The sequence below is a fragment of the Yoonia maricola genome, from assembly GCF_002797915.1.
In the GTDB taxonomy this organism is placed as follows: Bacteria; Pseudomonadota; Alphaproteobacteria; order Rhodobacterales; family Rhodobacteraceae; genus Yoonia; species Yoonia maricola.
Genome location: NZ_PGTY01000002.1, coordinates 706,795 through 726,601, shown reverse-complemented (window position 1 = coordinate 726,601; position 19,807 = coordinate 706,795). Strand labels below are relative to the sequence as shown.

The window sequence follows — 19,807 nt, the reverse complement described above, 5'->3', positions numbered from 1 at the left end:
GACGCTGCAAGCGCGCGAATCAAAAACTAAAGGTACAAGTTGGGCCGTTTTGAGACCTTCGCCGCATGCTGCGCCAAGGTCTGTTATGCGACTTTCCGGATTTTGGGCCAGTTTATGACGTGAAGGCCAAGGTCGTGTGACGTTCGACACCATCAGACCCAGCCGTTTTCTTTGGTGCATTTACCCGGATCTGCGCTGCTCAAAGGCTTGTCATAAAGGGCCGTGCGGGCTACCTCTGGCGCGATTGTTGCGAAGGGGCATATGATGACAACCTCACCAGCGGATGACCCAAAGACGCTTGTCAGCACTGATTGGCTGGCGGCCCACCTCAAAGACCCGGATCTGCGGATCTTTGACGCGTCATGGTACATGCCGGACACAGGGCGTGACGCAAAGGCCGAGTATGCAGCGGGTCACATCCCCGGCGCGCGCTTCTTTGATATTGATGAAATCAGCGACAACCGGTCCGAGCTGCCGCATATGGCGCCACCTGTTGAAAAATTCATGTCGCGGATGCGCGCCATGGGTGTGGGCGATGGACATCAGGTTGTTGTTTACGATGGCACGGGGCTGTTTTCGGCGGCCCGTGTCTGGTGGTTGTTTCGTCTGATGGGACAGACGAATATCGCCGTGCTGGATGGCGGGCTGCCCAAATGGGTCGCAGATGGACACAAGGTCACCAGCGCTGCACCAACCATCCGCGACCGTCATATGACCGTGAAAATGGAAGCGCACCGTCTGCGCGATGTGACTGATGTCGCACGGGCTGCAAAGCTTGGCGATCACAGCATCATTGATGCCCGCGCACCAGAGCGGTTCAGGGGCGACGCGCCAGAACCGCGCGAGGGGATGCGCTCTGGCCATATTCCGGGATCCCTGAACGTCTTTTATAAAGATCTGCTGACCGCCGATGGAACCATGAAAGCACCCACCGCTTTGCGCACAGTCTTTACGGATGCAGGCATTAACCTGACCAAACCCGCGATCACGACCTGCGGGTCCGGTGTCACAGCCGCTATCGTGTCACTTGCCCTTGAACGGATCGGCAAAACGGATCATGCGCTTTATGACGGGTCATGGTCCGAATGGGGCATGTACGCCGACCTTCCAATTGCGACCGGAGCCTGAACGATGCTTGAAAACCTGACCGCCCAACCCGCTGACAAAATCCTTGCCCTCGTGGCCAAGTTCAAAGCGGACCCACGTAGCGACAAAGTTGATCTTGGCGTTGGCGTCTACAAGGACGCGACGGGCAACACACCGGTCATGCGTGCGGTAAAAGAGGCGGAACGCCGGATTTTGGCGGATCAATCGACCAAGGCCTATACTGGGCTGGCCGGTGATCCTGCTTTCGGTGCGGTGATGAAAGACCTTGTTCTGGGCGACAGCGTCTTGTCCGAGCGGGTAGCGGCGATTGCCACGCCCGGCGGAACAGGCGCGATCCGGCAAGCGCTCGAACTTATCCGCATCGCGGCCCCCAAAGCCACCGTCTGGCTGTCCAACCCAACATGGCCAAACCACCCATCGATCATCAAATATCTTGGCATGAAGATGGCCGAATATCGCTATTTCGATAGCGAAACACGCGGCGTCGATTTCGACGGCATGATGGCCGATCTGCAAAATGTGGCCCCCGGTGATGTGGTCCTGCTGCACGGCTGCTGCCACAACCCAACCGGCGCGAACCTGACCTACGGCCAGATGGAACAGGTCATCGGCCTGATGCAAAACAAGAGTGCCGTCCCTTTCGTCGACATCGCCTACCAGGGCTTTGGCGATGGTCTGGCTGACGATGCCAAGGCCACCCGCCAGATCGCCAGCAGCTTTGAAAACTGCCTGATTGCGGCGAGTTGTTCCAAGAACTTTGGCATTTATCGTGAGCGAACGGGCATTCTGATGGCTGTGACCAAGGACGCCGATCAACAAGCGCTGACCCAGCAGAACCTCGCGTTCCTTAATCGCCAGAACTATTCCTTCCCGCCAGATCACGGGGCCCGCGTGGTGACAACCATTCTGCAAGACCCCGAATTGCGCGCCGATTGGGAAGCAGAGCTGGAAGAAACCCGCAACGGAATGCTGGACCTGCGCCAGCAGCTGGCCGATGAGCTCAAACGCCTGACCAATAGCGACCGGTTTGATTTTCTTGCACATCACCGGGGTATGTTCAGCCGTTTGGGGACCACCCCCGAGATGGTGGAAAAACTACGCGCCGATCATGGAATTTACATGGTAGGTGACAGCCGGATGAACATTGCCGGATTGAACGCACAGACGGTGCCTGTGTTGGCCAAGGCTATCGTCGCAGCCGGAATCTGACATCATCAACCATTTTGCGTCGCAGCATTTTCTTGCTGCGACTGCGCATTTACCTTGTACGTCTCTACGTAACAATATATCGATCCGCGCAATCACTACGCAATTAAAGTACGCCAAGGATCACCAATGTCATTCCGCCTGCAACCCACGCCCCCTGCCCGTCCAAACCGCTGCCAGCTGTTTGGCCCGGGCTCAAACACCAAACTGTTTGAAAAGATGGCGGCGAGTGCGGCAGATGTCATCAACCTGGACCTTGAGGACAGCGTGTCACCTTCGGACAAAGACACCGCACGCGCAAATGTCATTCAGGCAATCAATGATGTGGACTGGAACACCAAATATCTGTCAGTCCGGATCAACGGGTTGGACACGCCGTACTGGTACAAAGACGTGGTTGATGTGCTTGAACAGGCAGGTGACAGAATAGACCAGATTATGATCCCAAAGGTGGGCTGCGCCGCGGATGTCTATGCCGTCGACGCACTGGTGACCGCGATTGAAACGGCAAAATGTCGGACCAAACCCATCAGCTTTGAGGTCATCATCGAATCCGCCGCCGGCATCGCACATGTGGAAGAAATCGCCGCCAGTTCCCCACGCATGGCAGCAATGAGCCTTGGAGCAGCTGACTTCGCCGCCTCGATGGGTATGCAGACGACCGGCATCGGCGGCACCCAGGAAAACTACTACATGCTGCATGGCGACGCGCGCCACTATTCTGACCCGTGGCACTGGGCACAGACCGCCATCGTGGCGGCCTGCCGCACGCATGGCGTGCTGCCTGTCGATGGGCCATTCGGCGATTTCAGCGATGATGAAGGGTATCGTGCGCAGGCCAAACGCTCGGCCACGCTGGGCATGGTCGGGAAATGGGCGATCCACCCCAAGCAGATCGCATTGGCCAACGACGTGTTCACGCCCTCAGCAGCGGCTGTGAAAGAAGCCCGCGAAATCCTTGCCGCGATGGAAGACGCCAAGGCACGCAGCGAGGGGGCGACCGTTTACAAAGGCCGCCTCGTCGATATTGCATCAATCAAACAGGCTGAGGTGATTGTACGTCAGTCCGAAATGATCGCCGGGTAGGTTTACTGACCCGCGAGGGTTAGCTGCCCGGCCTCGTAAGCGGCCCGGCAATCAGTGGCATCGCGCATAACGTCATCATACAACAGTACCGTCGTTGTCATGCCTGGCCCGGCAAAGCGCATGTCATCACATTCGCCGTCGTTCGACCATTCACCTTCGTCATTGCCAAAGTCGATACCGCCCTTGGCATCAACGCCCAACAGCGTAAGGTTGCCAGCCGTAAACGCAGTGCTGCAATCGGTAGCATCGCGTAATACATCGTCGGCCAGTAGCGGTGTCGCTGTCATGCCCGCGCCTACAAAGCGGGGGTCATCGCATTCGCCGTCGTTTGACCATTCGCCATTATCATTGCCGAAATTGACCCCCTCGATGATCAAATCATCCGGACCGTCACCACTGAGAGTAAGCAGACCAGCCTCATAGGCTGTCCGACAATCGGTGGCATCGCGCATGATGTCATCTTGCAGCAATGGCGTCGTCGTCATACCGGGCCCTGCGAACCGCATGTCATCACACTCATCATCGTTGGACCAATCACCCTCATCATTGCCAAAATCAATGGTTCCGTCACTTGCTACACCTAGCAAAGTAAGGGTCCCAGCCTCATAGGCGGTGCGGCAATCAGTGGCGTCAGCAAGCACATCTTCTTCCAAAAGCGGCGTTGCAGTCATGCCCTTGCCGGTAAAGCGACCATCATCACACTCACCATCATTGGCCCATTCACTACTGTCATTTCCGAAATTTATCTCTTGTGCCAATGCCGGGCTGGACAAACCAAACGCCAGTGCGGCGGTGATGCTGAGGATACGCATATTGAATTCCTGTTTCTGCAACATTCTAAAACTGTGTGGCGCGTTATAGGGCAATGCAAATGGCAAAATTGTGGCAACCCACCGCCGTTGCACTTGCCGCACCCTTACGCCATATATCCATGAACGCATGCAAAAGGTCCGCATTCATGATCCAATACCTCGATTTTGAAAAACCACTGGCAGAGATCGAAGGCAAAGCCGAAGAGCTGCGCGCGATGGCACGCGAGAACCCGGAAATGGACGTGGACAAAGAGGCCGCCGCGCTGGACAAAAAGGCGTCTGACCTCCTGAAATCGCTTTATGCGGACCTTACGCCTTGGCGCAAATGCCAGGTGGCCCGTCATGCGGAACGCCCCCATTGTCAAGATTATATCAATGCGCTTTTCACTGAATATACGCCGCTGGCTGGCGATCGGAACTTCGCCGACGACCTGTCCGTGATGGGTGGCCTCGCGCGCCTTGATGGCATCAGCGTCATGGTGATCGGTCACGAGAAAGGCAACGACACCAAATCCCGGATCGAGCGTAATTTCGGCATGGCCCGCCCCGAAGGATACCGCAAAGCCATCCGTCTGATGGAGCTTGCAAACCGGTTTGGCCTACCCGTGATCACCCTGGTCGACACCCCCGGCGCCTATCCCGGCAAAGGCGCGGAAGAGCGTGGGCAATCCGAGGCGATTGCGCGCTCGACCGAGAAATGTCTTGAGTTGCAAGTGCCCCTGATCAGCGTTGTGATCGGCGAAGGCGGCTCTGGCGGTGCTGTCGCATTCGCATCCGCCAACCGCGTCGCGATGTTAGAGCATTCGATCTATTCTGTGATCAGCCCCGAAGGCTGCGCGTCGATCCTATGGAAAGACGCCGAGAAAATGCGCGAATCCGCCGAAGCGCTGCGTCTGACCTCAAAGGACCTTCATGAACTCGGGGTCTGCGACCGGATCATCCCTGAACCCGAAGGCGGGGCACACCGTGACCCAGAGGCCGCGATCAAGGCTGTCGGCGCAGCATTGGTGACGATGGTGAACGAGTTGCGTGATCTGTCTGGTGAGAAACTGCGCGCGGATAGGCGCAGCAAATATCTTGCGTTGGGCTCAAAAGGGCTTGCGGCCTAGGCTTGCGCATTCTCAAAGGGCACTGGCAGCTTTTGCTGCTGACCGCGGCGGTCTTTGCCTTCTGGCAGACGCAGGCCCTGATCCCACTCAAAATCCTCATCGTCTTTTTCCATGAAGCCTCACACGCCATCGCAACCTTACTGACGGGCGGTGAAGTCGTCAGCCTCTCGGTTTCTGCCGATCAAGGCGGCCTTGTCTTGAGCCGCGGCGGCAGCCGCTTTTGGACGCTCACGGCGGGCTATCTGGGGTCACTTCTGATCGGCGTTGCGCTTCTCATCGCTGCAACAAAGACCAAGCTGGATCGACAGGTCATGGCGTTGACAGGTGTTATAATCCTGATCATTGCGGGGTTTTACGTGCGTGAGGTTTTCGCGCTTTGTTTTACCATTGGTACCGGCCTTGCGATGATCGCAGCCGCTGTCATGCTGAACCACAACATCAACGATATGATCCTGCGGGTGATCGGCCTGACCAGCATGATCTATGTCCCCTTTGATATCTTCAGCGATACCATCGCACGGTCCAACCTGCGGTCCGACGCGCGTATGTTGGCAGAAGAGTTTGGCGGCACGACAGTCATGTGGGGCGGGCTTTGGCTGGTCATCAGCCTCGTGATCATCTGGTGGTGCATCCGGCATGTCCTGGGGCGCAGTAGCAACCTGACACTGCGCTAGCTACCACATCGTCTTTTCGGCACGACCAGCCCATTCCGCATCGTATGCGGCACCATCAAATGCCGCTTCCTGTTCAGCCAGCAGGTCTCCGATGGTCGGCAGACCCACACTTTCGTCGTCCGAACTCCACGTCCGCGCACGCATCAAGGCACGCGCACATTGGCTATAGACCTCAGCAATGGTAATCACGACAACACTGCGGGGCTGACGACCCTTATGGTCAAACCCGCCCAGTAAGTCCGGGTCCAGCGACACCACCGCTGTCCCATTCACCCGGATCACATTATTTGATCCGGGGATCATAAACATCAGGCTGATCCGCCCATCCCTGACAACATTGCGCAGCGTATCCATCCGATTGTTGCCACGCCAATCGGGCAAAAGCAGGGTCTGCGCATCCAACTCCCGTACCACGGGTCCATCATCTCCACGCGGGCTGCCATCGGTGCCTTCCGGCCCCACGGTCGAGACGATGCACAACCGCGATGCCATGATCCATTTGCGATAAAGTGGGGTCAACTGCGCGGCGACCTTGATCAAAGAGGCTTTGCCAGGCGTCCCATAAAGCGCCTCAAGCTCTGTCACATCCTTGACCACATGGTCAGCCATGAAACCCCGCCTCTTTGTTCAGTCGGTCCGAGGCCGTCTCGATATCATGTTCCAGCCGCGTCATGAATTCATCAACCTCAAGCCCAGGCTCAATCCGCGGCAGAAACTCAAATACGGCCGTACCCGGTTTGCGCATCACGCCGCGTTTGGGCCAGTAGACACCCACATTCGTAGCGACCGGCACAACAGGCTGTCCCAACTCGCGGTACAGCGCGCCGGTGCCGATCTTATAGGGTGCCTTCACACCGGGGGCTATCCGCGTGCCTTGCGGATAGATGATCAACTGACCGGGGTGCGCACGCCCGGCGCGTACATCCGCCACCATCTGTTTGATCGCCTGCCCCCGCTTACCACGATCAACCGGGATACAACCGATGCGCAAACCGAACTGACCAATGATAGGCGCGTATTTGAGGATCTCCTTGAAGATGAATTTGCCCCGCGGCATCGCGCCATAGATCATTAGCACATCAAGGAAAGACTGATGCTTTGGCGCAACCATGACCTCATCGGTCGGTGGATCACCCCGGATTTCGGACTTGAGGCCGATGATCCACCCCGCGCTCCACCGGATATAGCGGCAATAGGCGTGGCACCCGGCCACCGCGCCATCGGCAGACCAGATTGCAGCGGGCAAATAGATGATCCCGATCACAAGCATCGCGACATACATCTGCGCGTTGAAAATCAAAGAGCGGACCCATTGGATTGCGTTGCTCATGTTTGCTCCCTCAGCCTGCGAAACGCCGCCGCACGGGTCGCAAAGAACGCGACAATCGCAGCCAAAGTCGGGATGAACAAGGGCCAGAGCCATTCTGCCCCTTCAAAGCCCACACCCAGCAACAGGCTGCCAGTGGCGTCGCCCTTCGGCATCAGCGACAAGACAGCAACCCCAAGGATTGATCCAGCAATCGCCCCAGCCCCGGCGCGCAAGGTAAAGCGGCGCACAAAGGCGCGCGCGATATAGGTGTCAGTGGCCCCCACCAATCTTAAGACACTGATCACCTGCACGTTGCCAGCAAGAGCGGCTTGTGCGGCCAGCGTAATCATGGCCGCAACGGTGGCCCCAATCAGCAGTATAACCGTCCAGCCGATCAACCGCACACGGCTGGCTGCCTTTAGCAGCGGTTCGCGCCATGCAGTATGGTCATCCAAAACGGCTCCGGGGACCTGCCCCTCAAGGCGGGCACGCAGCCCGTCCGCGTCATAACCTTCACCATCGGCCACGATTTCGATGAGTTGCGGCACCGGCAGTGCATCAAGGGGCAGATCAGGGCCAAACCAAGGTTCCAGCAAGGCTTGCTGTTCGTCCTGCGATAAGGCGCGGACAGTGCTGATGCCCGGCGTCGTCTCCAAGACCTCCAATGCGGACAGCAACAGCGCATCTGCCGTCGCCGGATCTGCAGGCAAGCGCAGCGTGGCAGACTGTGCAAGTTCGTCAGCCCAAAGGCTGGCCACACGATTGGTGGTCAGCGACACAGCCAACGCGATGACGGCGAGAAAGGCCATCACAGCGGCAACAAATACGGTCAACCGCGCTGTCACACCGGTTTGCGGAACGGCGCGGTCGGCCAAAGGATTGCCAACGATCAGATCAAGAAGCGGCTTCATAGCTCGGCCCCCGCCTGAGCCAGCTGTCCATCCTTGAGGCGCAGGATACGCGCGCTGACATCCGATTTTGCAGCCCTGATCATGGTCAAGTCGTGGGTTGCGATCAGGATCGTCTTGCCCATCTTATTCAGCTCAATCAGCAGGCTCAGGATACGCTGCGACATCTCCCAATCCACATTACCGGTGGGTTCATCGGCAATGATCACATCGGGGGATATAATCACAGCACGGGCCAAGGCCGCGCGCTGACGTTCCCCACCTGATAATTCAGGCGGTAACTGGCCTGCCTGCGGTGCCAGACCCACCCAATTCAACAGTTCTTCAAGATTACCTGCAGCCTCATGCGCACGGTCTGACACGGTCAGCGGCAGGGCGATATTTTCCGCAATGCTAAGGTGATCAAGGAACTGACAATCCTGATGCACCACCCCAATGCGGCGCCGAGACATGGCCACGGCATCACGGTTCAGTGCGCCCGCATCTTCGCCAAAAATGCGGACCTTGCCGCGTTTTGCGCGTAAATCAGCGTAACACAATCGCAAGAGCGTGGTTTTACCCGCACCAGAAGGACCTGTCAGAAAATGAAACGATCCGGGCGCAAGTGTCAGTGACAATTGGGAAAAAAGCGCGTTACCTGCATATCCATAAGACACGTTATCCAGTTCAATCACGGCGCTTCCCCTGCATTCCCCCGCTCTTCTGCCCAAATCTGCAACAGGTTTCAATGTCTGCGGCGGTCGCTTGCGCAAAACCTTTGCGTTTAGCGCAACCATTGATAAATTGACCCCGGTGATAACAAGACGTTAGCGAAAACGCAGGGCAGAAGGAATTTTATCATGAGGCTGATTTGCCCCAATTGCGACGCGCAATACGAAGTCTCGGATGATGCGATCCCGCCGGGCGGACGTGATGTGCAGTGTTCGAACTGCCAGCAGTCGTGGTTTCAGACCGAAAAGCCAACCGTGCCGGGCCGTGAGCAGGCCACCGTGGCTGCAGCGAGCGAGCCTTCAGAACCTGTTGAAGAAACAGAGGCGCCTGACGCTGCCGCGGACGATGAGGTTGCCGCCGAAACACCCGCTGAAGTGGACGTCGAAGAGGCCAAACCAGCCCCTGCGCCGCAGCGGAAACCTTTGGATGATGCTGTCGCAAACATCCTGCGCGAGGAAGCCGCGCTTGGAACAGCCGCGGCGACAACCAGCGCAATCGCCAAACCACCTTCAACAGAGGCCGCTAAACCAGCGGCACCCGTCACCGCCGATGAAACACGTCAGCGCATTGCACAAATGACCGTTGACGAAGGCGGCACATCGAAAGGTGGTAAAGCGCCGCCAAACACCGCCGCAGAGGACAGCGCGGACGCTGCACATTTGCGGACCGTGCCATCAATCAATGAAATCAACGCCACATTGCGGGCCCGCGCACAAGCCAATGATACCTCTGGTCTGACCGAGGCCGAAAAGGAAGAAGCCGTCCAGCGCAAGGGCTTCCGGCGTGGCTTCTTTTTCATCCTGATCGTTCTGGCCATTCTGATCTTGCCCTATATCTTTGCCGATCAGATCACCGAAAACCTGCCGCAGACGACGGACATTATGGCCTCTTACGTCATCACGGTCGACAAACTGCGTCTGGCGCTAAACGAAATGATCAGTGGGCTGACATCCGGTTGAGGGGTGTTGCCGGGCAGCGGCAGCCGTTGATCCAATACGCGAACATTAACCGATAGTCGGCAATCTGCCGCTGGCCGGGCTAGGGTGCCATTGCGACCAGCGTTCCCACCACCCACGATAAGCATCATGGAGGGCATGTTTTGGCAATGATCTCACACCTTGGCCGGGCGTTTGCGTTTTGCATTCTTGCAGCACAGGCAACAGCACAAGACGCTTTCGTTCTGACAAGCCCCGCGCTCACCGATGGCGGTGACCTGCCAGCCGACCTGAAATGCACGCGCGATGGCGGAGATGGCGTCACACCACCACTCGAATGGATGAACGCGCCCGAGGGGACCAAAAGCTTTGCATTGATTATGCATCACTACCCCCAAGGCAGGATCGAAGGCGTAGATGAACCCAGCCAGTATTGGCTGCTATGGAACATTCCCCCAGAGACAACCAGTCTGCCGCGCGGCAACCCGGCATCCATCGGGGATGAAGGGGCAGACAAAGACACCAGACGTACCGGATATACGCCGCCCTGTTCGCCGCCGGGATCACGTCACGAATATACGATAACGGTCTATGCATTGGATGGTGAAGCAGACCTTCTGCCGACAGGCGACAGTATCGGCGTCGATTGGAGCGCGATGACGCTGGCCATAGAGGACGAGATTATCGCGTCCTCTTCAATAGCGTTCTGGAACTAATCACTTCGGCTTAGAACTGATCCAGCAGACGGCGCAGATAATCGCGCTCAATCTCGGGGCGTTGCTGCTCTGCAGAACGCCTGCGAATTTCATCAAGCAGCTCTTCTGCGCGTCGATTGATATCACCGGTGCCAAGCAGCTCTTGGTCCGTGCCCAACTGCCCGGTATTGCCCATTTCACGGCCCAGTGGGTCGCGTTGGGCGGGGGTGGGTCGGCCATTGGCTTCGCCTTGTTCAGAACCCTGACCGGGCTCTGCATTCTGGTTTTCTGCCATGGCCTGCCCAAGTTCGCGCATGCCATTGCGCAGGGCATCCATGGCTTCCGCCTGCCTGTCGATCGCTTCGGCTAGGTCGCCCTCACGCAGCGCATCCTCGGCCCCTTCCATTGCATTATCGGCGCGCTCAAGCGACCGGCGGGCAGTCTCACCTGCTTCGCCATCAAGGTTGGGCAGACCATCACGCTGGCGTTGCAATTCATTGCGCAAGGCTTGCTGACGGTCGGCAAGGCTGCGCGGATCGCCTTCACCGCCTGCGCCATCGCCACGCTGTTCTCCATTTTCGCCGTTCTCGCCCACACCCTGCCCTTGACCTTGCTGGCCACCCTGACCGGGCTCACTGCCTTGGTTGCCCTGCTGGCCGGGCTGTGTGCCCGGTTCTTGCCCTTGCTGACCTTGCTGTCCGGGCTGCTGCTGGCCTTGTTCACCGGGGCCGAATTGTTCCTGCAAATCGCTGAAACTGTCATCTGACAGCTCTTCTTGTTCGCGCAACGTATCGGCAAGGTCCTGCATCGACTGCTCTCCGGGCGAGGGCGGGCCATCGCCACCTTCGCCTTGGGTGACGCGCATGTTCTCCATCATCTGGTTAAGCTGTTCCATCAGCTCTTGCGCCTCGGCCATGCGGCCCTCTTGCATCAACTCCTCAATGCGGTCCATCAGGGCCTGCAATTCATCCATGCCCATTTCCTGGCCTTGCTGACCATTATCGGCCTGATCTGTGCCATCATTAGGCTCGGCCTCTTCGGCCAACATACGCAGATAGTCATCCGTCGCCTCACGCAATTCCTGCATCAACTCGGCGATTTCCTCGTCCGAGGCACCATTGCGCATCGCTTCGGCCAGCCGTTCTTGCGCACGGCGCAGACGTTCGCGGGCATCAGCAAGGCGGCCATCCTCTAACTGCACAGCCAGTTCCCAAAGGGCCTCGACGATTTCATCCTGCACGTCGTCAGTCAGCCCGACCTCTTCAAAGTTATCGAGGCGACGAATAATCGTGCGCAGCCGCAGATAGGTGGTCTCATTCGAAAACAACCCTTCGGGGCGATGCGACACGGCACGCAATATCTGATTAACCCTGCCAGCATTCGCCTTGGACCACATCAGATCACGGCGCTGTTCGATAATGGCCCGCGCGAAGGGCTGAAAGAAGCGTCGTCCCGGCAGGATCATCGGCTCAGCAGTTGTCATCCCCGTCTGTTCGGCGGCGTCGATCACCTCAAACTGCAAAGTAACCGGCAGGTTTGCCAAAGGATGCTTGCTGAGGTTATCAATCAGGAATTCATCAAACTGGGTCCGGTCCCCGGTGAATGGCATGGGCAGGTCAAGCACCAGCGGTTCAATCGGGTCAGGATCAATGGCCAAACCATGGCGACGTTCAACCTGCGCAAGATCCAGCGTGATCGTCGCAGTACCGAACTCCACCCCGTAATCATCAAAGGCGGTGAACGGCTGTGACAACTCGCCCATGGCATCTGCTTCGATGGGGCCGGTCAGATCAACCTCTGGAACAGTATCCTCCAAAGCGGTCACATCCCAACTGATGCCATTGTCGCCATCAATCGTCAGCGTACCCGATTGAGTGATCTCAAACTGCTGTTGCGCATCAGAGGCCGACCCAATTTCATCCACCCGCCCCGAAACGGTTTCGGCGACAGTCAAAGCACCAACTTCGCCATATAGGCGCAGGGTCACCTGACTACCCTCTGGCACCCGCAAGTCGCCTGCAGGCACATCGTTGAGGTAAATCGACGGTCGACCCGTATAAGCAGGCGGCTCCACCCAGCCTTCCCAAACAGGGCCAGTCGCAAGGGTCTGTTCGCTTCCCCCCACCATCTCACCCACGGAGGTCACGCGGAACAGCGATCCAAACATCAACGCTGCGACAAAAAACAAGAGCGCAATGAACCGCAAACCGTAAGGGTCGCGATCCGACACCCGTAAATCAGGCTCAACCGCGCGCGCCTCTTTGGTGCGTTCAGCCATGCGCTGCATATGCGCTTGCCAGACGCCCTCTGACGCTGGATCGCCGCTGCCAATTGCTTGCGTATCCGCGACTGCGGCAATCGGGCGACCAGGCATTGCGGCATCGACACGTTCCAGCGCTGCGGCCTCACTGGGTACCCGAAAGCGGCGGGCGCCCCAGACGAATGCCGCCAAAACCGCAATAACAGCCGCAACAGATGCGCCCCAAAACACCTCAAGCGGCGCAATATCCTGCCACCCCATGATCAGCGGGGCGAGGATCAGAAATACAACTGTCCACAACGGCCAGAAGGCACGCACAAGCTGTTCGGCCACCATGCCAACGCGGGTGGCCACGACAGGAAAACGCAAATGGCGCATCGGATCTTGCTGATGTTTCAGCGGGCTTCTCCTATGCTTATACGGCGCGAGCGGGGTGAGTGTATTATAACCACGCTGGCACCGTATCGCGTGCAATCATTTCTTCATAGGTAGGGCGTGCGCGGATAACTGCAAATTGATTGCCATCCACCAGAACCTCGGGGATCAACGGACGCGAATTATATTCCGACGACATTACCGCACCATAAGCACCGGCCGAGCGGAAGGCGACCAGATCATCGGCTTGCACTGCAGGCATCTCGCGCCCCTTTGCAAAGGTATCGCCGCTTTCGCACACCGGTCCAACGATATCGTATTTGGCAGGTTCAACCCCCGGTGCAGGCTCCACCACCGGCACAATATCATGCCATGCTTCATACATCGCAGGCCGGATCAGGTCGTTCATCGCGCCATCAAGGATCAGGAAGTCGCGGTCTTCACCGGATTTCACATAGATGACCTTGGATACCATCAGCCCGGCATTGCCGGAAATCAAACGTCCCGGCTCAATCTCGATTTCACAGCCTAAATGCCCCACAGTCCGCTGGATCAGCGCGCCATAGTCCGTGGGTAACGGCGGCGCTTCATTGGACCGCGCATAGGGAATCCCCAAACCGCCGCCCAGATCAAGGCGCTTGATCTCATGCCCGTCCGCACGCAATTGCTCAGTCAGTTCGGCAACCTTGTTATAGGCCGCTTCAAAAGGGGCAAGCTCGGTCAGTTGTGATCCGATATGCACATCGATCCCTATGACCTTCAGGCCGGGCATCGCACCCGCCATCGCATAAACCTCACGCGCGCGGCTGATCGGGATGCCGAACTTGTTCTCAGACTTGCCTGTTGCGATCTTGGCGTGGGTTTTGGCATCCACATCGGGGTTCACGCGGATCGTGATGGGGACAACCGCCCCCAATGACTGCGCTACCTGATCAAGCACGATCATCTCTGGCTCGCTTTCGACGTTGAACTGGCGGATACCGCCTTCAATCGCGAGGCGCATTTCATCAGCGGTTTTTCCCACACCGGAAAACACAATCCGCTCACCGGTCACACCAGCAGCCTTCGCGCGCAGATACTCTCCGCCCGAAACCACATCCATGCCCGCGCCAGCATCGCCCAACACCTTGATCACTGCTTGGTTCGACAATGATTTCATCGCGAAACACACTAGGTGATCGCCCCAGTCCAACGCTTCATCAAACAGGGTGAAATGGCGTTTCAGGGTCGCTGTTGAGTAGACATAGAACGGTGTTCCCACCGCAGCCGCAATCTCGGCCACGGGGACGTCCTCGGCATAAAGCGCGCCGTCACGATAAAGAAAATGATCCAACCTTGCGATCCTTGTCCAAAACCAAGTTTTGGACATAGCAGATCATCTGCAAAGACCAACCCTGATTTACTTAGGACTTATACGCGCACCACGCCAACTTCCGGCAGATACATCACACGGCTGCGCAGATAGAGATAAAGCGGCAATCCACAGCTGACCCCGATGCAATAGGTTGCCGGAATCGCAATCAAACTCAGCCAATTACGGTTTTTGATCGCTTCAACCAAAATCCAGATTGTCAGGGTCACAGCGGCGATGGTTAAATCCCAGACCAGCCCACTGGTCGCAGCATTCACATGCCAGGCATCAACCATCGCCATAATGTCCCAGCCTTCGGCCTGAAACCAGCGGATGAAGTAATACATCGGATGGATCGTGCCCCAGATCGCTAGCAGCAGGAACACGATACGCATCACAGACCGACCCCGACCGAGACTGTGCCGTTAGACGCGCCAACACTTGCACCTGTGCTTACACCGTTGGTGCCAACACTTAGCCCAACATTCGCGTTCGGTGTAAACGGCGCGCCATCAGCGCCGCAGGCGGCCAACGCGGCCACAGTCAAAATCAATGCGATGTGTTTCATGTCAAAACCTTTTTCCAATGCGCCACCTGAGCGCGGACCTGTGACGGTGCCGTCCCCCCAAAACTGGTGCGGGACGCGACCGAGTTCTCAACCCCCAGCACATCAAACACATCCGCACGGATGCAATCGTGAACGGTTTGCATGTCCGCAAGCGTCAGGTCGGGCAGATCACAGCCTTTTCCTTCCGCCATCGCCACCAAAGACCCGGTCACATGATGCGCTTCCCGGAAAGGTAGCCCAAGTTCGCGCACCAGCCAATCGGCAAGGTCAGTTGCGGTCGAAAACCCGCTTGATGCTGCGGCCTTTAGGTTCTCACGTTGAGCAGTCATATCCGACACCATCCCCGTCATCGCGGCCAATGCCAGCATCAGATTATCGGCAGCATCAAAGGTTTGTTCTTTATCTTCCTGCATGTCCTTGGAATAGGTCAGCGGAAGCCCTTTCATCACCGTCATCAGCGCGACATTCGCCCCGAAAATCCGCCCGATCTTGGCGCGGATCAGTTCGGCCGCATCCGGGTTACGCTTTTGCGGCATGATGGATGACCCGGTCGACCACTTGTCCGACATCTTCACAAACCGGAACTGGGCCGAGGACCAGATCACCAGCTCTTCGGCCAAACGGCTGAGGTGCATCGCACAAATGCTGGCGGATGCCAGAAACTCCAACGCAAAATCGCGATCCGCGACAGCATCCAGTGAATTGGACATCGGACGATCAAAGCCCAGCGCCTCTGCCGTCATCTGGCGATCAATCGGGAAGGACGTACCCGCAAGCGCAGCAGCGCCCAAAGGCGAGGTATTCATCCGCTTGCGCGCATCCGCAAACCGCGACCGATCACGCGCGAACATTTCAACGTACGCCAGCATATGATGGCCCCAAGTTACAGGCTGGGCGGTCTGCAAATGGGTAAAGCCCGGCATCACCCAGTCGGCGCCCGCCTCGGCCTGTCCCAGCAACGCGGCTTGCAACGCGGCCAAAGCCTCATCCGCCTGATCACATTGATCCCGCACCCAAAGCCGGAAATCGACGGCGACCTGATCATTCCGCGACCGGGCTGTGTGCAAACGGCCCGCTGGTTCACCAATCAAATCGCGCAAGCGTGCTTCAACATTCATGTGAATATCTTCGAGCGCGGTTGAGAACGGGAATTCTCCGGTTTCAATCTCTGACAAGACTGTGAGCAGGCCTTCCCGGATCGCCTCTGCATCGGTATCTGTGATGATGCCTGTGGCGGCCAACATGGCGGCATGGGCGCGTGAACCTGCGATATCTTGCGGCGCAAGACGGCGGTCATACCCGATTGAGGCATTGATCGCCTCCATGATCGCGTCTGGTCCGGCGGCAAAACGCCCGCCCCACATTGTGTTTGCGGATTTGGTCATAAAGGAAGTCGCCCGTGCGAAAGTTAATCTCTGCCTTGCTTTATACGGCCCTTATGGGTCTTGCAAACATTGGCCATACCGATGTCGCTGCAGCCGACGCGATGCGTGCGGGTGATATGCGCAAACTGGTCTTCCACAGCGCACCCATGGCCGGTTCTGACGTAACTTTCACGGGCGAAGACGGGCAGGATATGACGCTGGCCGATTACCAAGGCAAACATATCGTGCTGAACTTCTGGGCCACATGGTGCGCGCCTTGCCGACACGAGATGCCACATCTATCAGCCCTGCAAGACGCGATGGGCGGTGACAAGATGGAAGTTGTCACCATCGCTACCGGACGCAATCCCCTGCCCGCCATGCAACGGTTTCTGGACGAGATCGAAGTAGACAACCTGCCCCTGCATACCGACCCACGGCAAAGCCTCGCGCGCAGCCTAGGGGTTCTAGGGCTTCCTGTGACGATTATCATTGACCCAGATGGCAATGAAATCGGGCGTATGCAGGGTGATGCCGACTGGTCGAGTGAAAACGCGATGGCGATTATGGAAACCTTGATTGAGTCCGAAAGCTAAGCAACAAGCGAAGAGTTTTGTCGCAACGCGGTTAAGGATGTGCGTTTGTGGCCAGCAGGTGATGCCGAGATCGGCAAAATCAGCCGGCAGATTTGTGGGATAAAACTGCCATTGTGAGCAATCATTTGAATATCGGCTCTAGATGGCGAAAAGGCTCATTCAGCTCGCGCATCGGGACCATGACCAAAACTGATCGCAAGGCGGTTCCACGCATTCATCTGGGCGACAATAAGCGTAAGATCGACAATCTCATCTTCTGAAAAATGATCCGAAAGAGCATTGTACAGATGCTCTGGCGCACCGTTCTTAGCAACTGTGGTGATAGCTTCAGCCCATTCAAGCGCGGCTTTTTCAGCATCATCAAAAAACGGCACTTCGCGCCAGACGGTAACGCAATCTAATCGTTGAGGTGTTTCACCAGCCTGTCTTGCTTCAGTTGTATGGAGGTCCACGCAGTATGCGCAACCGTTAATCTGCGAAACACGCAGTTCGACAAGCGCTCTTAATTTGCCGCCAATGGATGGCATATGGTTCTTCGCCCTCGCCATACTGGCAATTGCTGGTCCATTGATCGAAACGTAGTCGAGGCGCTCAATCATCGTCTTCTCCATCTGCTACCTATAAAGATGGCACTCTCAATAACTATTGGCCAGCCGATCGTCTTTTGGTGAACATCGAAACGACTGCAGACATTGGTATACTTCGCAGCATCAATCAATTTATGCTCATTCGCAGCGTACTAAGCCAGTGTCAGCTTTCCTGACTCGGGCTCAGATGCATGGATACCACATCCAAGGACATCCGTCCTTCAAAGTTCACCCCTGAACAACGTGGAAACTGCGGCCACCTGACTGCGTGACACCGTCAGATGAATCGTCTATGCGAGTATCAAATCAGATCAGACAGGAGCCTTTAGAATGGCTGAGCACAAACACGGCGAAATGGATACCTCGGTTCAGGAAAAAACCTTTGATGGTTTCATGAGCATGACAACCAAGGCAACGGTAGCCATCATCGTTTTCCTGATCTTCCTTGCATTGATTGCAATCTAAAACCTGATGGACCGCCGCAGTTTTCTGATCGGCCTGCCACTGGCACTGTCTGCGTGTTCAGCGCAAGAGGTCTGGGCACCCGAAGATGTCGTCGCACGCGCCATTTATCGCGAACCCGGACGACACTATCTGACGCTCTACACCATGAAAAACGTGGGCTCTGGTAACGGGGCACATTCAGCGCTGCTGATCAACGCCAGCCAACGTGTGTTGTTTGATCCGGCAGGTTCATTCGAACAAGACGTCATGCCAGAGCGCAATGACGTCCTTTTCGGCGTTACCCCAAGGCTTGAGAATTTCTACGTCAGCTTCCACGCGCGTTCGACCTACTATGTGGTCGGTCAGACAGTTGATGTCTCATCAGAGGTCGCTGAACAGGCGCTGAACCTCGCCTTGGTCGCGGGCCCCGTGCCACAGGCCAATTGCGCGCGCGTGACGTCACGCATCCTGCAACAACTGCCCGGCTTCAACGGGTTCCGCCGCACATGGAGCCCGAACCGCATTCACGATGACTTTGCACAGCTTCCCAGTGTTACAACCCTGGAATATCGCGAAGACGACGCCGACGACAAAACACTCGCCCTCGCAGAAATCACCGCGATCCTCAGAGGAACGCAATGACCGCCATCCCGGCGTAAAGCGTCACCGCCCCACCCAAAATCGCCCAAAGCACGTTACGCGTCCAAATCCCGATCAGGACGATTGCGCATGCGGCAGTGACACGCAACGGGTCAAACTGCCCGTCCGTTGCCGCGGGCCACAGAACCAAGGGGGCGACCATCCCCGGCAACACGGCGACAGGCGTGTAACGCAGCAAACGCAGTACAAATGTTGGCATCGGCCGATCACCGATCAGTCCCAGAAACGAAAACCGGATCAGAAACGTCCCCACGCCCATGACGAGGATGATCATCCATATCTCAAAACTCGAATAGCTCATAACGCGCGCCTTTCCATCCAGACCTCAACCAGGGCGCCCGTCAGCATTGCCGCCCCCGCCGCGATGAGTAGGCCGGTCCCCGCAGGCATATTCACCAAAGCCAACCCCACCGCGACAGACACCGCGCCTGCCGACACATGCGCCAACGATTTCAGCATAGGTGCGACCATCGCCAGAAACATAATCGGCATAATGAAATCCAACGCCCAAGCCTCTGGTATCGCCTGCCCTGCAAGCGCACCCACAAGGGTCATCCCCATCCACGCCGGTGCAATCGGTGTCGCAACCCCAAAGAAATACGACACACGCTCCGCCACGGTCATCTCTGGCCGGGCCTCATATCGGGCGACCGAGGTGATATAGGTCTGATCAAAGTTCAGGTATGCAATGAAAGCGCGTTTCCAAAGTGGGGCAGCCCCCAGATAAGGCACCAAAGACGCAGAATACATCGCCATCCGCAAATTCACCGCCAGTGCTGCCAGCAGCACAAAAGCAATACTCGCGTTTTCCACCATCAACTGAATAGCAGCGAACTGCGCCGCCCCCGCGATCACCAGAACGGTAAATCCCATGGCCTGCGCCAAGGTCAGGCCTGCATCCGTCGCGATAACACCAAACAAAACCGAAAATGGCACCGCCATCAAAATGAACGGCGCACCATCGCGGACCCCAGCCCAATAGGCCGATTTCGCCGATGTTTTCAGAGGTGTTTTCGCGGTGGAAGTCGTCATAGCTTTGCCCTAGCCTAG

Annotated in this window: 23 protein-coding genes; 10 read left to right on the top strand and 13 right to left on the bottom strand. The window is 57.2% G+C overall.

Features of this window, described 5'->3' with window-relative positions; all coding sequences use genetic code 11:
• Window positions 1–264 precede the first annotated feature (264 nt).
• The 3 genes from sseA (at window position 265) to BC777_RS13780 (ending at window position 3,399) form a co-directional block, all read left to right on the top strand.
• Complete coding sequence (sseA, locus tag BC777_RS13790; protein WP_100368868.1) at window positions 265–1,128, top strand: 3-mercaptopyruvate sulfurtransferase; 864 nt, start codon at window positions 265–267, stop codon at window positions 1,126–1,128.
• 3 nt (window positions 1,129–1,131) lie between these two features.
• A complete protein-coding gene (locus BC777_RS13785; RefSeq protein WP_100368732.1) occupies window positions 1,132–2,316 on the top strand; it encodes an amino acid aminotransferase in 1,185 nt (394 codons plus the stop codon).
• A gap of 126 nt (window positions 2,317–2,442) precedes the next feature.
• Window positions 2,443–3,399 (top strand): L-malyl-CoA/beta-methylmalyl-CoA lyase, encoded by a 957-nt coding sequence (locus BC777_RS13780; RefSeq protein ID WP_100368731.1) that lies wholly within the window; start codon window positions 2,443–2,445, stop codon window positions 3,397–3,399.
• Between the two features lie 2 nt (window positions 3,400–3,401).
• Here BC777_RS13780 and BC777_RS13775 read toward each other — a convergent pair whose 3' ends face one another.
• Entirely contained in the window at window positions 3,402–4,211 is an 810-nt protein-coding gene (locus tag BC777_RS13775) for a hypothetical protein (RefSeq protein WP_100368730.1), read from the bottom strand.
• A gap of 146 nt (window positions 4,212–4,357) precedes the next feature.
• Between BC777_RS13775 and BC777_RS13770 the strand changes: the two genes are divergently transcribed.
• On the top strand, window positions 4,358–5,320 hold the full coding sequence (locus BC777_RS13770; RefSeq protein ID WP_100368867.1) for an acetyl-CoA carboxylase carboxyltransferase subunit alpha: 963 nt from the start codon (window positions 4,358–4,360) through the stop codon (window positions 5,318–5,320).
• Between the two features lie 2 nt (window positions 5,321–5,322).
• Entirely contained in the window at window positions 5,323–5,994 is a 672-nt protein-coding gene (locus BC777_RS13765; RefSeq protein WP_100368729.1) for a M50 family metallopeptidase, read from the top strand.
• Here the strand turns inward: BC777_RS13765 and BC777_RS13760 are convergent, their stop codons facing one another.
• The 4 genes from BC777_RS13760 to BC777_RS13745 are packed head-to-tail and all read right to left on the bottom strand — an operon-like array spanning window position 5,995 to window position 8,885.
• The gene (locus tag BC777_RS13760) at window positions 5,995–6,603 is read right to left on the bottom strand and encodes a pyridoxamine 5'-phosphate oxidase family protein (RefSeq protein WP_100368728.1); all 609 of its coding nucleotides are present in this window, start codon (window positions 6,601–6,603) and stop codon (window positions 5,995–5,997) included.
• Window positions 6,596–7,324, bottom strand: a complete 729-nt coding sequence (locus BC777_RS13755; RefSeq protein WP_100368727.1) for a lysophospholipid acyltransferase family protein — start codon at window positions 7,322–7,324, stop codon at window positions 6,596–6,598. Before BC777_RS13755 ends, BC777_RS13760 begins: the two co-directional genes overlap by 8 nt.
• Entirely contained in the window at window positions 7,321–8,214 is an 894-nt protein-coding gene (locus BC777_RS13750) for a cell division protein FtsX (RefSeq protein WP_100368726.1), read from the bottom strand. Before BC777_RS13750 ends, BC777_RS13755 begins: the two co-directional genes overlap by 4 nt.
• Window positions 8,211–8,885, bottom strand: coding sequence for a cell division ATP-binding protein FtsE (locus BC777_RS13745; protein WP_100368866.1), 675 nt, complete (start codon window positions 8,883–8,885; stop codon window positions 8,211–8,213). Before BC777_RS13745 ends, BC777_RS13750 begins: the two co-directional genes overlap by 4 nt.
• 165 nt (window positions 8,886–9,050) lie before the next feature.
• On the opposite strand from BC777_RS13745, the gene BC777_RS13740 reads away from it, so the two are divergent.
• Both BC777_RS13740 and BC777_RS13735 read left to right on the top strand, forming a co-directional pair.
• Window positions 9,051–9,881: a zinc-ribbon domain-containing protein gene (locus tag BC777_RS13740; RefSeq protein ID WP_245834360.1), complete on the top strand. Its 831-nt coding sequence runs from the start codon at window positions 9,051–9,053 to the stop codon at window positions 9,879–9,881.
• A 146-nt stretch (window positions 9,882–10,027) separates the two neighbouring features.
• Window positions 10,028–10,573 carry a YbhB/YbcL family Raf kinase inhibitor-like protein gene (locus BC777_RS13735; RefSeq protein WP_100368725.1) on the top strand — a complete coding sequence of 182 codons (546 nt, stop codon included), beginning with the start codon at window positions 10,028–10,030 and terminating at the stop codon, window positions 10,571–10,573.
• Window positions 10,574–10,583: 10 nt separating this feature from the next.
• Here the strand turns inward: BC777_RS13735 and BC777_RS13730 are convergent, their stop codons facing one another.
• The 5 genes from BC777_RS13730 to argH all read right to left on the bottom strand — a co-directional run bounded on the left by BC777_RS13730 (window position 10,584) and on the right by argH (window position 16,491).
• A complete protein-coding gene (locus BC777_RS13730; RefSeq protein ID WP_100368724.1) occupies window positions 10,584–13,190 on the bottom strand; it encodes a TIGR02302 family protein in 2,607 nt (868 codons plus the stop codon).
• 64 nt (window positions 13,191–13,254) lie between these two features.
• A complete protein-coding gene (gene lysA, locus BC777_RS13725) occupies window positions 13,255–14,520 on the bottom strand; it encodes a diaminopimelate decarboxylase (protein WP_100368864.1) in 1,266 nt (421 codons plus the stop codon).
• Between the two features lie 77 nt (window positions 14,521–14,597).
• The gene (locus BC777_RS13720; protein ID WP_100368723.1) at window positions 14,598–14,933 is read right to left on the bottom strand and encodes a DUF2834 domain-containing protein; all 336 of its coding nucleotides are present in this window, start codon (window positions 14,931–14,933) and stop codon (window positions 14,598–14,600) included.
• The gene (locus tag BC777_RS19390; RefSeq protein WP_168769168.1) at window positions 14,933–15,106 is read right to left on the bottom strand and encodes a hypothetical protein; all 174 of its coding nucleotides are present in this window, start codon (window positions 15,104–15,106) and stop codon (window positions 14,933–14,935) included. Before BC777_RS19390 ends, BC777_RS13720 begins: the two co-directional genes overlap by 1 nt.
• A complete protein-coding gene (gene argH / locus BC777_RS13715) occupies window positions 15,103–16,491 on the bottom strand; it encodes an argininosuccinate lyase (RefSeq protein WP_100368722.1) in 1,389 nt (462 codons plus the stop codon). Before argH ends, BC777_RS19390 begins: the two co-directional genes overlap by 4 nt.
• A gap of 14 nt (window positions 16,492–16,505) precedes the next feature.
• On the opposite strand from argH, the gene BC777_RS13710 reads away from it, so the two are divergent.
• The gene (locus BC777_RS13710) at window positions 16,506–17,066 is read left to right on the top strand and encodes a TlpA disulfide reductase family protein (protein WP_168769167.1); all 561 of its coding nucleotides are present in this window, start codon (window positions 16,506–16,508) and stop codon (window positions 17,064–17,066) included.
• Window positions 17,067–17,221: 155 nt separating this feature from the next.
• Here BC777_RS13710 and BC777_RS13705 read toward each other — a convergent pair whose 3' ends face one another.
• Window positions 17,222–17,665 (bottom strand): carboxymuconolactone decarboxylase family protein, encoded by a 444-nt coding sequence (locus BC777_RS13705; protein ID WP_100368862.1) that lies wholly within the window; start codon window positions 17,663–17,665, stop codon window positions 17,222–17,224.
• Window positions 17,666–17,983: 318 nt separating this feature from the next.
• On the opposite strand from BC777_RS13705, the gene BC777_RS13700 reads away from it, so the two are divergent.
• Together BC777_RS13700 and BC777_RS13695 are read left to right on the top strand one after the other, a co-directional pair.
• A complete protein-coding gene (locus BC777_RS13700) occupies window positions 17,984–18,118 on the top strand; it encodes an aa3-type cytochrome c oxidase subunit IV (RefSeq protein WP_100368721.1) in 135 nt (44 codons plus the stop codon).
• Window positions 18,119–18,124: 6 nt separating this feature from the next.
• On the top strand, window positions 18,125–18,739 hold the full coding sequence (locus BC777_RS13695) for a hypothetical protein (RefSeq protein ID WP_100368720.1): 615 nt from the start codon (window positions 18,125–18,127) through the stop codon (window positions 18,737–18,739).
• On the opposite strand, the gene BC777_RS13690 is transcribed toward BC777_RS13695, so the two are convergent.
• Both BC777_RS13690 and BC777_RS13685 read right to left on the bottom strand, forming a co-directional pair.
• A complete protein-coding gene (locus tag BC777_RS13690; protein WP_100368719.1) occupies window positions 18,723–19,058 on the bottom strand; it encodes a branched-chain amino acid transport AzlD family protein in 336 nt (111 codons plus the stop codon). The genes BC777_RS13695 and BC777_RS13690 overlap by 17 nt on opposite strands.
• On the bottom strand, window positions 19,055–19,789 hold the full coding sequence (locus tag BC777_RS13685) for an AzlC family ABC transporter permease (RefSeq protein WP_100368718.1): 735 nt from the start codon (window positions 19,787–19,789) through the stop codon (window positions 19,055–19,057). The genes BC777_RS13690 and BC777_RS13685 overlap by 4 nt, the downstream gene beginning before the upstream one ends.
• Window positions 19,790–19,807: the final 18 nt, after the last annotated feature.